This is a genomic window from Lysobacter sp. A289 (assembly GCF_054072675.1).
In genome coordinates this window covers 38,330-52,121 of sequence record NZ_JBSVRN010000002.1, presented here as the reverse complement: position 1 = coordinate 52,121, position 13,792 = coordinate 38,330, and the positions used below count along the sequence as shown (strand labels likewise).

The 13,792-nt window shown below is 65.1% G+C and carries 12 protein-coding genes and 1 pseudogene; 5 read left to right on the top strand and 8 right to left on the bottom strand.

What is annotated here, in order from left to right; genetic code table 11:
• Window positions 1-72: 72 nt before the first annotated feature.
• Both ACW5DN_RS12345 and yihA read right to left on the bottom strand, forming a co-directional pair.
• Window positions 73-1,437 carry a glutamate--cysteine ligase gene (locus ACW5DN_RS12345; protein ID WP_456963406.1) on the bottom strand — a complete coding sequence of 455 codons (1,365 nt, stop codon included), beginning with the start codon at window positions 1,435-1,437 and terminating at the stop codon, window positions 73-75.
• A gap of 150 nt (window positions 1,438-1,587) precedes the next feature.
• Window positions 1,588-2,193 (bottom strand): ribosome biogenesis GTP-binding protein YihA/YsxC, encoded by a 606-nt coding sequence (gene yihA, locus ACW5DN_RS12340; RefSeq protein WP_456963113.1) that lies wholly within the window; start codon window positions 2,191-2,193, stop codon window positions 1,588-1,590.
• A gap of 207 nt (window positions 2,194-2,400) precedes the next feature.
• Between yihA and ACW5DN_RS12335 the strand changes: the two are divergent.
• The 4 genes and pseudogenes from ACW5DN_RS12335 to ACW5DN_RS12320 form a co-directional block, all read left to right on the top strand.
• A pseudogene (locus ACW5DN_RS12335) lies at window positions 2,401-3,189 on the top strand (c-type cytochrome); the annotation flags it as partial.
• Window positions 3,190-3,493: 304 nt separating this feature from the next.
• Window positions 3,494-4,204 (top strand): thiol:disulfide interchange protein DsbA/DsbL, encoded by a 711-nt coding sequence (locus tag ACW5DN_RS12330; protein ID WP_456963112.1) that lies wholly within the window; start codon window positions 3,494-3,496, stop codon window positions 4,202-4,204.
• Window positions 4,205-4,372: 168 nt separating this feature from the next.
• Window positions 4,373-5,206 (top strand): thiol:disulfide interchange protein DsbA/DsbL, encoded by an 834-nt coding sequence (locus ACW5DN_RS12325; RefSeq protein ID WP_456963111.1) that lies wholly within the window; start codon window positions 4,373-4,375, stop codon window positions 5,204-5,206.
• Between the two features lie 99 nt (window positions 5,207-5,305).
• Window positions 5,306-6,043: an endonuclease/exonuclease/phosphatase family protein gene (locus ACW5DN_RS12320; protein WP_456963405.1), complete on the top strand. Its 738-nt coding sequence runs from the start codon at window positions 5,306-5,308 to the stop codon at window positions 6,041-6,043.
• A 95-nt stretch (window positions 6,044-6,138) separates the two neighbouring features.
• Here ACW5DN_RS12320 and ACW5DN_RS12315 read toward each other — a convergent pair whose 3' ends face one another.
• On the bottom strand, window positions 6,139-9,054 hold the full coding sequence (locus tag ACW5DN_RS12315) for a TonB-dependent receptor (protein WP_456963110.1): 2,916 nt from the start codon (window positions 9,052-9,054) through the stop codon (window positions 6,139-6,141).
• A gap of 346 nt (window positions 9,055-9,400) precedes the next feature.
• Here ACW5DN_RS12315 and ACW5DN_RS12310 point away from each other — a divergent pair, with 346 nt between their 5' ends.
• Complete coding sequence (locus ACW5DN_RS12310; RefSeq protein ID WP_456963109.1) at window positions 9,401-9,823, top strand: hypothetical protein; 423 nt, start codon at window positions 9,401-9,403, stop codon at window positions 9,821-9,823.
• A 78-nt stretch (window positions 9,824-9,901) separates the two neighbouring features.
• Here the strand turns inward: ACW5DN_RS12310 and ACW5DN_RS12305 are convergent, their stop codons facing one another.
• The 5 genes from ACW5DN_RS12305 to ACW5DN_RS12285 all read right to left on the bottom strand — a co-directional run bounded on the left by ACW5DN_RS12305 (window position 9,902) and on the right by ACW5DN_RS12285 (window position 13,644).
• Complete coding sequence (locus tag ACW5DN_RS12305) at window positions 9,902-10,582, bottom strand: hypothetical protein (RefSeq protein ID WP_456963404.1); 681 nt, start codon at window positions 10,580-10,582, stop codon at window positions 9,902-9,904.
• Window positions 10,583-10,740: 158 nt separating this feature from the next.
• Complete coding sequence (locus tag ACW5DN_RS12300) at window positions 10,741-11,010, bottom strand: hypothetical protein (protein WP_456963108.1); 270 nt, start codon at window positions 11,008-11,010, stop codon at window positions 10,741-10,743.
• 257 nt (window positions 11,011-11,267) lie between these two features.
• On the bottom strand, window positions 11,268-11,690 hold the full coding sequence (locus tag ACW5DN_RS12295) for a diacylglycerol kinase (protein ID WP_456963107.1): 423 nt from the start codon (window positions 11,688-11,690) through the stop codon (window positions 11,268-11,270).
• Between the two features lie 29 nt (window positions 11,691-11,719).
• Window positions 11,720-12,799: a glycosyltransferase family 4 protein gene (locus ACW5DN_RS12290; RefSeq protein ID WP_456963106.1), complete on the bottom strand. Its 1,080-nt coding sequence runs from the start codon at window positions 12,797-12,799 to the stop codon at window positions 11,720-11,722.
• On the bottom strand, window positions 12,796-13,644 hold the full coding sequence (locus ACW5DN_RS12285; RefSeq protein ID WP_456963105.1) for a UDP-2,3-diacylglucosamine diphosphatase: 849 nt from the start codon (window positions 13,642-13,644) through the stop codon (window positions 12,796-12,798). Before ACW5DN_RS12285 ends, ACW5DN_RS12290 begins: the two co-directional genes overlap by 4 nt.
• Window positions 13,645-13,792 lie beyond the last annotated feature (148 nt).

Sequence of the window (13,792 nt, the reverse complement as noted above, 5' to 3'; positions counted from 1 at the left end):
CCCCAAGGCTAACGCAACAGCGGCCGACTCCCGGTGACGCCGCACCCACGAGGGGAACTGCTCCGGTGCATGTCAGTAGGCGAACTCGCGAAACACCGGGTCCACGCTGCCATTCCAGACGCCATGGAACAGCGCCAGCTTCCGCTCTGCCGGGGTTTCGCCCGCCTCAACCAGCTCCATCAACGGACTGAGAAAGATCGACTCGTCACTGCCGTTGTCATTGAGCCGGGCACGGCGCGCCAGCCCGTGGGCGGAGATCTCCACCGCACGGCGGGCCAGGTCGAGCACGGTGCCGCCACGGAAAGGCATCTTGAATGCCTGCCTCGGCACGCCGTTGCGCAGGGCGTGGATCTCCTCAAGACTGAAATCCTTGACCAGGTCCCAGGCCGCATCCAGCGCGGTGTCGTCATACAACAGGCCGGTCCAGAATGCCGGCAGCGCGCAGATCCGGTTCCACGGCCCGGCGTCCGCACCGCGCATCTCCAGGTATTTTTTCAGCCGCACTTCGGGAAACGCCGTGGTCGTGTGGTCGGCCCAGTCCTGCAGGGTCGGCAACTGACCCGGAAGCGCCGGCAGCTTGCCAGCGAGGTAGTCGCGGAATGACTGCCCCGACGCATCAATGTATTCGCCGTTGCGGTAGATGAAGTACATCGGCACGTCGAGCAGGTAATCGACGTAACGCTCGTAACCGAAGCCGTCCTCGAACACGAAGTCCAGCAGCCCGGAGCGATCGTTATCGGTATCGGTCCAGATATGCGAGCGGTACGACAGGAAGCCGTTGGGCTTGCCCTCGGTGAACGGCGAGTCGGCAAACAACGCGGTCGCAATCGACTGCAACGCCAGCGAGACCCGGAACTTCTTCACCATGTCGGCTTCCGAGGCGACATCCAGGTTGACTTGCACGGTGCAGGTGCGGGTCATCATGTCCAGGCCGAGCTCGCCGACCTTGGGCATGTATTCGCGCATGATCTTGTAGCGCCCCTTGGGCATCCACGGCATCTCGTCGCGCCGCCACTTGGGCTGGAAGCCCATGCCCAGGAAACCCAGGCCCATCGGCTCGGCCACCGCGCGCACTTCGCGCAGGTGCGAGGCCGCCTCGCGACAGGTGTCGTGCAGGGTATCGAGCGGGGCGCCAGACAGTTCCAGCTGGCCGGCCGGTTCCAGCGACACCGACGCACCGTCGCGGGTCAATGCAATCACCCGGCCGTGCTCTTCCACCGGGGCCCAGCCAAACTGAACCAGGCCCTTGAGCACCGCCTCGATCCCGCCCTCGCCATCAAAGGTCGGCGGACGCAGGTCATCAAACCGGAAACCGAACTTCTCGTGCTCGGTGCCGATCTTCCAATCATCGCGCGTGCGAGTTCCCGAGCTGAGGTACTCGACCAGTTGATCGCGTGATTGGATCGAAACTTCCTCGACGTGACTGGAACCGGACACGCGCACCTCGTTGGGCTGGATCATTGGAACTGGATATGCGGCATGACAGCCGCACACGCAAGACCCGCAGTGTAGATCGCCGCCAGCATCGATGACTCCACGCAACGCAACACTGCATCGCGCCAGTGAGCCCAGCCGAGTGAAGTACTCCTACAGCTGCAGCCAGCCGCCGATTACCCGACGCGCCTCATCGACGCCCAATTTGGACTCGCCGGAAAACAGCTGCACGCTGACCGCATCACCGTGTTCGGCCTGCAATGCCTTGCGCACCTCCAGCAAGGCCGTGCCCTGGGCGCCACGGCTCAACTTGTCGGCTTTGGTCAGGATCACATGGGCCGGCAGGCCGCGACTGACCGCATAACCGAGCATCTGCTTGTCATATTCCTTCAGCGGATGGCGGATATCCATCACCACGACCAGACCTTTGAGGGCTTCGCGGGTGCGGAAGTACCGGTCCAGGAAGGCCTGCCAATGAGCTTGCAGGTCCTTGGGCACCTTGGCGTAGCCGTAACCGGGCAGATCGACCAGGAAGCGGTCGGTTGACGGCGGCAGGGCGAAAAACACCAGCTGCTGGGTCCGGCCCGGGGTCTTGGAGACCCGTGCCAGGGCGTTCTGCTGGCAGATCGCATTGAGCGCGCTGGACTTGCCCGCGTTGGAGCGGCCGGCGAACGCCACCTCGAAGCCACCGTCGGGCGGCAGCTGCTGGGGAGTATGTGCAGCCAGCAGGTACTGGGCACGGACAAGATGTTTTGACATGGGCATAGGATCGCACGCCGGAAGCCTCCAGTGCGCCGGCAATACCGACCGGGTCCCTCCCCTGGCGTGACCGTGGCCCGGCCAGAAGCGTCATCGCGCCGTGCCCGCGTTGACCTCGCGTTGACCCCGCCGCGCGTGCCGACGATAATTCTGCGGTTAGACGACCGTTCACGATCGTCACTTCAGCGTTTTCCGGAGCCCAGCCCCATGAGCCACGCCCGCGTCCTTGGCATCGTTGGTATTACCGTCCTCGCGGCGGTTGCCGCAGTTGCCTATGCCCAGACCACGGTCACCCCAATCCCCGACGTCGCACCGGTGGAGACGGCGCCGCTGACTCCCGCGGCACCGGAAACCGCCACCTGGGGTGATGCGCAGAATGGCCAGACCCTGGCCGGCACCTGCGCAGCCTGCCACGGTCTGGACGGCAACCCGGTGATCGAGATGTACCCGCGCCTGGCCGGCCAGAGCGAGCGTTACATCGCCAATCAAATGGCGTTGTTCAAAAGCGGTGAGCGCAGTGGCGGCATGGCTGCGGTGATGAAGCCCTTTGCCGACATGCTCAGCGCCCAGGACGCGCGCGACGTGGGCGCGTACTACGCCACCCAGGAGTCCGGTGCCGGCGTTGCCGATGACAGCCTGGTCACCTCAGGGCCGTACGAGGGCCTGAAGTTCTACGAGGTGGGTGAGCAATTGTTCCTGGCCGGCGACGCCGAACGCGGCATCCCGGCGTGCATGGCGTGTCACGGCCCGGACGGCGCCGGCAACCCCGGCCCGGCCTACCCGCACGTGGCCGGTCAGCAGGCGGCCTATACCCAACAGCGACTGGAGCTGTACCGCGCCGGGGTCAGTGATCGCGAAGACTCACACCTGTTTGACATGATGGCGACCATCACCAAGCCACTGACCGATCAGGAGATCGGCGCACTGGCAAGCTACCTGCAGGGCCTGCACCCGGCGGCAAATGACCAGCTTGCGATGGTAGTTCCCGCGCCGGCAGCGCCCGTTGCAGCCGTGCCTGCCGTCGATGCGAGCGCCGCGGCCACCGACGCACCAGCGGATGCCGCAGAGGCAGGAGCGACCGAAGCCGAGGCGGAAGCGACCGACACCAACTCCGCTGAGGCCGCCGAGGCAACCGAGCCCGCCACGCCAGTGGAACCGGAAGCCGAACCGGTATCGGAAGGCTGAGCAGAACCGTACTCTCGTTCAGGTCATCCGACACCGGCCGGACCTGCACCCGCAACTGTTCATTGCGCCGACCGTATCCTTGCGGTCGGCGCTCTTGTTTGAGGGATACCCGCTGATGAACCACGATTTCGCAAAAACCCACCTGTTCCGTTCGCGTCGGATTGGTGGTTCGTTCCTGGCCCGGGCGGCTATCGCGGCCATGTTCGTGGCGTTGCCGATGATCGGGTTCGCCGCAGCGCCAACGGGAGATCTGGTTGCCGGTACCGATTACATCGAGATTCCCGATGGCGCCCCATTCGCCACGCCAGCCGGCCAGATCGAGGTGGTCGAAGTGTTCGGCTACACCTGCCCCCACTGCGCGCACTTCGAACCACTGGTGAGCGCGTGGAAAGCGAGGCTCCCCGCCGACGTCAATTTCGTCGAGGTTCCCGCCCCCTTCGGTGGCTACTGGATACCTTATGCGCAGGCGTTCTACACCGCTCAGGCCCAGGGGCTGGTGGCACGGACCCACGCTCCAATGTTCCGCGCATTGCACCAGGAGCACAGCCTGCCCATCAGCGGTGCAACACCTGCGGAGATCGCGGCGTTTTACGCCCGCTACGGGGCCGATCCGGAGCAGTTCGCCAACACCATGACCAGCCCGGCGATCCAGGCCCAGCTGAAGCAAGCGCGCGACTTCCTGCGGCGCAGCGGCGTGGAAGGCACACCCACGTTGATCGTGAACGGCAAATACCGGGTGCTGGGCAACAGCGCCACCGACCTGCTGGACAACGCCGCCAAGCTGGTCGAGCTGGAACGCTCGCGGCGCGCGCAGCCCCAGCACTGAGATCACCAACACTGACACTGACACCACCAACACCGAGATCATCGACGGCGTCCGGGAATCCAGAATTTGCGGAACGTGCACCGTGCACACTCCCCCGCCGTCGCGCTGGTTATCCTTGACCGGCCTGCACGACCTCGCATTCTTTGTTTATCTTCCGGAGATCTACCCATGACCTTGCGATCGGCTCTACTGCCCCGTTTCGGACTGGCCCTGGCGGGCGTGCTCGCTCTCGCCGCCTGCTCGGCCGATGCACCCGCGCCCACACCCGCTGCGCCTGCCGCCACGGCAGCCAACACAACGGCCGCCCCAGCCCCCGCGACGACCGCCCCGGCGACCGCCGCACCTGCCCGTACACCGGGGCCGATCGTTGCTCCGGTTGGCCCGGCACCAGTCGCCGGTACCGATTACGTGGAAATCGCCGGTGGCGAACCCTACCAGCCCAACAGCGGCAAGATCGAAGTCGTGGAGGTGTTTGGCTACACCTGCCCTGCCTGCGCAAACTTCGAGCCGATGGTCAGTGCCTGGGCCGCCAAACTGCCGGCTGATGTGCAGTTCACGCCGGTAGCGGCACCGTTCGGTGGCTTCTGGATGCCGTATGCAAAGGCGTTCTTCACCGCGCAGGCCACCGGCCTGCTGCCACAGACCCACGACGCGATGTTCAAGGCGATTCATATCGACCGCAGCCTTGGTGCGGACTCCAGCGACCAGCAGATCGCCCAGTTTTACGCGGCATACGGCGCGGACCCCAAGCAGTTCGCCAGCACCATGGCGAGTTTTGCGATCAACGCCAAGATGGGGCGTGCCCAGCAGTTCCTGCAGCGCAGCGGCGTGGATTCCACCCCGACCCTGATCGTCGATGGCAAGTACCGCGTCACCGGCCAGAGCTGGGAAGAACACCTGCGTATCGCCGAGCACCTGATCGCCCAAGAGCGCGCCGCCCGCCCGGACGCCGCCCCCGCCGGTGACGAAGCCGCCACCCCGACCGAAGCCGACAACGGCTGATTGGGAAGCGGCATAACGACCATGGCGACTCCTGGCGCTCAACGCATCGACGAGATCCCTCCCGTGGCGACGCCGCCGGAGGGTTCGCGCCGGCTGCGCGTGCTCAGCGCCAATATCCAGGCCGGCTCCAGCACCCGCGGCTATCACGACTATGTCGCGCGCAGTTGGTCGCATGTATTGCCCGCTGGCAACAAGCGCGGCAGCCTGGACCTGATTGCCCAGCTGGCCGGCCAGTACGACATCGTCGGCCTCAACGAGGCCGATCCCGGCAGCCTGCGTTCGGGTTTCACCAACCAGACCCATTACCTCGCCCAACGTGGCGGCTTCGATTACTGGAGTCATCAACCCAACCGCCGCATGGGCGGGGTGGCGTCCAGCGCCAATGGCCTGCTCAGCAAGCTGGAGCCGATCGAGGTGACCGACCATTCGCTGCCGGGTCGGATCTCCGGACGTGGTGTGCTGCTGGCGCGCTTTGGCCATGGCGAGGACGGCCTGGTCATCGCGATTGCCCATCTGTCACTGGGTGCGAACTCGCGCAGCGCGCAGCTGGGCTTCATTGCCGAGTTGCTGCAGGACAATCCCCATGCGGTGCTGATGGGTGATTTCAACTGCGCCATCGACCGCCCGGAAATGCAGACGCTGTTTCGCAACACCCGCTTGCAGCCCCCCGAGTGCGCGGTGGCCACCTTCCCCAGCTGGCGACCGCAGCGTGCGATCGACCACATCCTGATCGGCGACGGGCTGAGCTGCTCGGGCGCCTGCGCGATGCCGGCCGCGCACTCCGACCATCTGGCCATGTCGCTGGAACTGGATGTGCCCGACGCGTCGTTGGCCTAGGCCGACAACGACGCAGGGCCATCCGCGAGCACAATCGCGGATGGCCCTGCCTGGCCCGCTATCGGGCCAGCTATCACCGGTCAGCTTTCTGCTGATCAGAAGCGCAGGTTGGCGCGCACGTAGAAGTAACGGCCGCCGGGGATGTCGTAGGTCGAGGCGTCGTAGCCGTTGAGCGAGCACGACAGGCAGATCGGTGGATCCTTGTCGAACACGTTGTTGACGCCGCCGGTCAACTGCAGACCCTTGAACCAGTCAAACTCGTAACCCACCTGCAGGTCGTGGTAGGTGATCGCGTCGAGCGTGTTGGTGCCTTCGGTCGGGTTGCTGCAGACCGGGAACGACACCGCATCACCACATTGCTCCTCCAGCTCACTGATGTGACGCATGCTCCACGAGGCATTCCACTGGTCGCGACGCCAGTCCAGGCTGGCGGTCGAGGTCCAGTCCGGAATTGCGCTGTCGGTCACTTCCACCCCGACCGTGCGCGGCTGCGCTTGTCCGGAGGCACCCACGGCCTCGTAATGGGCCACGAAGGTGTTTTGCCAAGCCAGCTTGAACACCCCTGCCGCGCTCTCGGGCAAGGTCCAGAACACATCGGCATCCCAGCCGCTGGTCTTGATCGAGCCCAGGTTGGTCAAGCGATTGCTGAACCCGTTGATGCTGCCGATCGAGGACCGGGTGATGCCATTGCAATACAGCGGATCCAGCGATGCCACACACAGGTCGAGCTGGGTCTGGGCATCGATGGCCTGGACGGCCCCGTCGATCGCGTGGCGATAGAAGGTCAGTTCGAAGTCCAGCCGATCCGACCATGCCACGGCGCTGGCGAAGCCGGGACTGAACACCATGCCGGCGGTGAAGCTGCGCGCCGTCTCGGGATCGAGTTCCATGTTGCCGCCGGTGGTGACCGATATCTGGCTGTTGGTCTGCTCCGCGCCGACCGGTACTCCCAAGGTGGCGCAGTTGGCCGCACTGCCGGTTGGCGCGCTGCCGTCCAGTCCGACCAGGCAAGGGTCATCGATCTGCAGGTCGGCGCGACTGGCCGAGCCGAACAGCTCACCAATCGACGGTGCACGGAAGCCCTCGGCGTAGGTGGCCCGGAACAGCAGTTCATCGGCGACCTGCCAGCGCAGCCCGAACTTCGGGGTGAACTGGCCGCCAAAAGTGGAGTAGTCCGAATAGCGACCGGCCAGGCTCAGGTCCAGGCTCTCGCCAAACGAGCCCCGGGGGATAAGCGGCACATTGAGCTCGACATATGCCTCGGTGACGTCGTACTCGCCGGATGTCGGCAACGACGGAACGCCGTTGTAGAACCCAGCCACCGTCAGCGGATCGGGCTGGTAGGACCCTTCATAGCGGCGATGCTCGGCGCCGACGGCGAACGACAACGGCCCCGCCCACAAGTCGACCAAGTCACCCGACAGGTTGGCGGTGAACACGTCCAGGGTCTGCTGGCTGCGGTCACGCACCACCGGCTGGATGTAGGCGAGCATCTCGGGTGTGAGCGTGCCGGGGCCGCCAAACAGGTTGAGCGGCACGCAGCCCGGATTCGCCGCGCATACGGCTGGATCACCCAGCGCCAGGGCGACCTTGCGAATGTCATAGCTGCCGTAGTTGGTCTGCTCGGCCTCGTTCTCACTGGTGGACAGGTTCACATCCCAGAACCAGGTCCGCTCACTGGCCTCGAAACTTCCCTCCAGGCCTGCGGCAAAGTAGCGGGTATCGACTTGCTGCTCGTAGACGCGTGGCCCGCCTTCGACCGGACGCCGGCCCAGCAACACGAAGTTGACTTCGTTCTGCGCGGTAGCCGGATCGTCGACCGATACCAGATCGAAACCGAACGGGTTGTACGGGTTATTGGCCGACACGAACATGCCATCGGAGATCGGGTTGCCGGTGCCGGCGTCGGCGCCCAGGAACAACGGCTCCGGCGCGGCCTGGTTGACCGACTCGCGGCGATTGACCAGGGCCTTGGCGTACGCGTGGACCTTGTCGTTGAAATAGAAGCGGTACTGGCCGAACACCCCGGTGCGGGTCGACGGGGTCAGCAGCAGGTTGTATTCGGAGAAATTGAAGCGATCGGGAGTACCGAAACAATGGAAGCCATCGGTGCGGTTGCAACCGGTCTGGGCCGGGTCGTAGAACGGGTCGTTGTCGCCCTCGTTGGGAGTGATGTCGTGGGTGACGCCAGTGTTGGGGTCGGTGATGATGAAGCGTCCACGCGGGGTACCGGAGCTGCCAAACGTCAGCCCGGTGCCAGGAACCGGAAAGCGCGATTGTTCGCGCGTGTTGGCGGAGATCGAATCCTGCTCGACCCGACTGGCGCCGATGAACAGATTGCTGCGCTCGGTGTTCATGCCCCAGGCAACGTCGATGCCCTTGGAGGCGCCATCACCCTTGCCGTACTGGCCATAGTTGAGCGTGACCTGCCCACCCTCGAAATTGCGCCGGGTGATGATGTTGACCACCCCGGCGATCGCATCGGAGCCATACAACGACGAGGCACCATCTTCGAGCACGTCGATGCGCTCGACCAGCGCCAAGGGGATCGTATTGAGATCGGTGGTCGCACCGACACCGGACGCGGACGATTCATTGACCCAACGCATGCCATCGACCAGCACCAGCACGCGCTTGGCACCCAGGTTGCGCAGGTCGACCTGGGCCGAACCGGCGCCGACACCGTCGCCATTGGGCGAGAAGCCGAAGTTGCCCGATGAGTTGAACTTGGTGTTGAGCGCTGAGCCCGAGCCGGTCAACTCCTGCAGGATGTCGCCGATCGAGGTCAGGCCGGTGCGCTCGATGTCCTCGCGAGTAAGGGTCTGGACCGGCGTCTGGGTCGCAATCTCGGCTTTTTTGATTCGCGTACCGGTGACCTGGACGCTGTCGAGCGTGGTCGCTTCGGACGGACTATCGGGTGGGCTGTCCTGCGCGGCTGCCAATCCCGGCAGGGTCAGAAACAGGCACAGTGAAACGGCGTTGGCCAACGCGTGGCGACGGGGTGCGTTCATCGACTTCTCTCTCCATAAGAATATTTCGAAGTGCCGCCCCCCTGCCTGCGACAAACCCACTTGTAAACAATTTGTAAAGCCGCCGCAAGGGCAACGCGTGCTGTGGCGTGCGTACAAAACCAATCGCGTCTTCTTAGGGTCGGAAGCGGACATTGGCTGATCGACATCAGCGGACTTGGGGGCTGCGTGCCTTTCCGGCCACGCCCTGGACCCGAGCTCGCCCAGCTGCCGTTCCGTAAACCCACGCGGTCGGCCTCCCCTGCCCTAAGCCAAACCACTTTACGAGCTTTGCGGCTTGTGGATAAGCTCTCGCGCGCGTTCGCGCATTCAGGGGAAAGGGGAAGAGATGACGAGTCGAAGCATTGGGCTGCCGCTCGTGGCGGCGGTTCTTGTCTGCGCGTGCGGTGCCGCTCACGCGGCGAAGGACAGGCCGGAGGGCCACGATCCGTCGCAAGACGAACTACTCTCGAGCATGGCGGTGCACGCCGCCGCCGCGCATGACCGGCTCAAGAGCCAGATCACCTACGGGTACATCGACGTGGGTGCCACCGCCGCCAACGCCACGAACAACCTATACGCGAGCACACCCGGACTGTCGTACGGCAGCGCAGCTGCCGCTGGCCTCGCAGGTGGCCTGATCGCCTCCGCGCTCATCAATGCCGAGGCCAAAGCCTCAGCCAAGAACCAAGTCCGGGAACTGCCAAGATCAGACGTAACGCCTGACCGGATCCCCACTGCATGGAAGGCACGGCATTGTGCTGCACACTAGCAAAAGAGGCCGGGCCACGAGCAGCGTCATCGGCTGCGCTGCCTCGCACACCACAAAGGCGACACGCCGACGCGCCCTTTACTGGCGGGCGGGCTGTGCGCGTCTCCCATCGTCGCGTTGCGTAGTCGCGCGACTTTCCGCGAACTCCGGGAAGGTCTCCGCTATCGGCGCCTCATCCGGCAAGATGTAGAACACCCCACCCCGCTCGAACGTCGGACGGATGATCCCTTCGTAAAACTCGGGCGAGACGTTGATGCAGCCATGACTGACGCGGTTGTCGTCCGGCGAAGGCGATGCAAGGCGTTCCGCGCGTCTCTCGGCCGGGACGCCAGTAGCGGTAGGGTGGATGGAGACTGCGGAATCGTAGTCCACCCACAGCACGCGGCCAGCGTCGATTGACGGACCGAAACCGCCCACAAAGCGGCCAGCGGGCGTCGTGCGATCCCGGCCCGGAATCTCGCGGAGCGCGAGACCGGCGACGCCGGGAGCCGAATGGTCGCCGATCGCCGAGCCAAAAAGCCCGGGGGCCGCGCCGCGAAGCCGGCCGTCGCCGTCGAACACCAGGATCTGTGCGGCGGCCTTGTCTATGACCGCAAACGGATAGCCTTGGTTGTCGTTGGCTGCGACAACCCAGCCCGCGAGCTCAATCACCGTGCCGGACACATCCTGGCCTCGCGGAAGCTGGTCGACGGCGGCGACCGGTTGCGCGGCGGCATCCTCGGCACTGGCCGCGCCGAAGCTCGAAAAAGCCAGCGCCAGCGCGAGCGCACCATAAACGGCCCGGATCGCAGGGTGTGTGCACGTACGGATATGGCGTTCCTTAAAACGAAGACTGGATGAAGATCAAGGAGACCGTTGGCCAGCAAAGGCCACCGGGTCCCGGTTCAGGGCGTTCGTCGCGAATTGTGCAAGAGCGACTAACCGCGCGGCGGGCGGCCGGGCGCCGTTTCGAGCTGCTGGACGCGGCTTTCGATCTGATCCAGCCGTTGATTGGCCTGCTGCGCGGACTGATTGGCGGATTCGGCGCTCTGGGCCGCGCTCTGAACCCTCGTGTCGAGTTGATCGAGGCGTGAGTTGATTCCTGCAAACTCGTCAGCATAGGTTGCGCAGCCGGCAAGTCCCACGGTGGCGACGATCGCCACGCCGAGCGTACGCGCCATCACCAGATGTTGTTTGGTCACAAACATTTCAATGCTCCTTCGTCGGGGGTATCGGAACCAGTCTGGCGTTGGAGTACGTAGATAGATTGTGAAGATGTGGCAACTCGTGAGAGTTGCGGCTTGAATCCATTTCGACTCCTCCCCATTCATCAGCAAGGAAAGCTATACCGGCCCCTCCAATGCGTCTAGGCGGTCGACATAGTCTCTCCCGGCATCATTACTGCACCGCGCGCAATGCCCGCTTCGGGTCGAGAGCGAACATCAGAAGCCAACTCGTGCGGGCTCTAAGGCGCGAACTGACCCCATCGCACCAGTAGCGACGGCCCCGCCACCAGGAGCCAGGTCAACGCGCACCAGAGCAGCGCCAGAAACACCGCGGCGCTGCCCAGATCCTTGGCGCGGCCGGACAGGCGGTGGTGGTCGAGGGAGATGCGGTCGATCGCTGCCTCGATGCTGGAGTTGACCAGCTCCACGATCAACACCAGCATCACCGACCCGATCAGCGCCACCGTTTCCAGCGCCGGCAGGGCGAGCGCGAGTGCCAGCGGCACCAGGATGGCTGCACCAATCAGTTCCTGCCGGAACGCGCTCTCCACACGCACGGCATGGACCAGCCCGCGCATCGAGTAGCGCAGGGCATTCCAGATGCGGCCCGGGCCGCCGAGACTCTTGTACGGACTCTCCCGGGCCGCGGACTCTTCTGGCAACTCAGGCGGCGAAGTGCCTCCACCGTCCGTCACGGTACCGACGGTCCGTGGCTCGCGGGCGGACCAGGCGCCGGCGCGATCGCAACTTCTCCGGGGCCGGGTCCGGGATCGAACGGATGCAGGTGCGAGAGGAACTGCCGCGTACACGCCTCCCAGGAGAAGCGCTCGGCATGCCTGCGTGCAACAGCGCGGTCGATCGTGAGCGCGCGCAGCGCGGCGGCGCGCAGATCCTCGTCGAGCGCACCCGCCGGCGAATCGCCGATCACGTCCACCGGGCCGGTGACGGGATAGGCGGCGACCGGGCAGCCGCAGGCCAGCGCCTCGAGCAGCACCAGCCCGAACGTGTCGGTGCGGCTCGGGAACACGAACACATCGGCGGCGTTGTAGAGCGTCGCCAGTTCCGCCTGCCCCAGCACCCCGGTGAACCGGACGTCGGGGAACTCCGCCTTCAGCTTGGCCAGCGCCGGTCCCTCGCCGGCGACCCATTTACTGCCGGGCAGGTCGAGCCGCAGGAAGGCCTCGATGTTCTTCTCCACTGCGACGCGGCCGACGCACAGGAAGATCGGCTTGGTCAGATCGTGGGGCATCGCCGGCCCGGGATTGAAGATGTCCAGGTCCACGCCGCGGGACCACAGCACGACCTTCGAGGGGGCAAAGCCGTTCGCTACCAGATCGCGCCGCACGACCTCGGTCGGCACCATCACCGCCTCGGCACGACCGTGGAACCAGCGCAGGAAACGGTACGTGACCGCCAGCGGCAACCCGGTGCGCGCCCGTACGTACTCCGGGAAGCGCGTGTGGTACGCGGTGGTGTACGGCAGCCGATGGCGCAGCGCATACGCGCGCGCGGCCATGCCGAGCGGCCCTTCCGTGGCGATATGGATCGCCTGCGGCGCGAACGCGCGGATGCGGCGGCGCACCTGGCGCCCCGGCAGCAGGGATAGCCGGATGTCCGGATAGGTCGGGCACGGCAGCGTGCGGAATCCCGATGGCGTGATGAGCTCGACCTGGTGGCCGATGCGTTCGAGCTCCCGCCGCGTGGATTTGAGGGTCCGCACCACGCCGTTGACCTGCGGCTCCCAGGCATCGGTGACGATCAGGATCCTCACGGCTCCACCGCCGCGAGCGCCGGCGTCGATTGCCGGATGTCCCTCCATTCGACGATGCGCAGCTGCCCCGCGTGGTCCTCGACCAGGGCGGTAAGACTCTCGACCCAGTCCCCGTCGTTGCAATAGAGCATGCCGTCAACCATGCGAATCTCCGCCTTGTGGATATGCCCGCAAACGACGCCGTCGAAGCCGCGGCGACGCGCCTCCCGAACCAACGCCAGCTCGAAATCGGTGATGAAGGCCACGGCGCTCTTGGCCTTGTGCTTGAGATATTGAGACAGGGACCAGTAGCCGAAGCCCAGGCGCGCGCGGGCGCGGTTGAACCAGTGGTTGAGGGCCAGGATCAGCGTGTACAGCGTGTCTCCCAGCAACGCCAGCCACCTGGCCTGCTGCACAACACCATCGAACAGGTCGCCGTGGGTTACCAGCAGGCGCCTGCCGTCAGCCGTGCGGTGCACGATCTCGTGCACCACTTCGATGCCTCCAAAGGCATGGTTCACGTAGGCGCGCGCGAACTCGTCGTGGTTGCCCGGTACATAGACCACGCGCGTGCCCTTACGGGCCTTGCGAAGCACCTTCTGGATGACGTCGTTGTGCGACTGCGGCCAGTGCCAGCCCTTGCGCAGTCGCCATCCGTCGATGATGTCGCCGACCAGGTAAAGGGTGTCGGAGTCATTCCACTTGAGGAAGTCCAGCAGGAACTCCGCCTTGCAGCCAGACGTGCCCAGGTGGGTGTCGGAGATCCAGATGGTCCGATGCCGCTGAAACGCCGCCTCTTCGGCGCCGTCGCAGGGGAGCGGCGGGGCGGCCAGCGCGGCAAACGGCGGACTCAGCGATGCGTTCATGCTGAGAACAGCAGATCAGTTGGATATGACAGGATCATGATGATCCCAAGCCGGGCGTTCACACTGGGATCCCGCCCGTCCTTGGTCGCTGCGGGCCACGAACTGTTGCGTTGACCTGTTGAAACCGCCACCGAAAGCGGACCTTAGA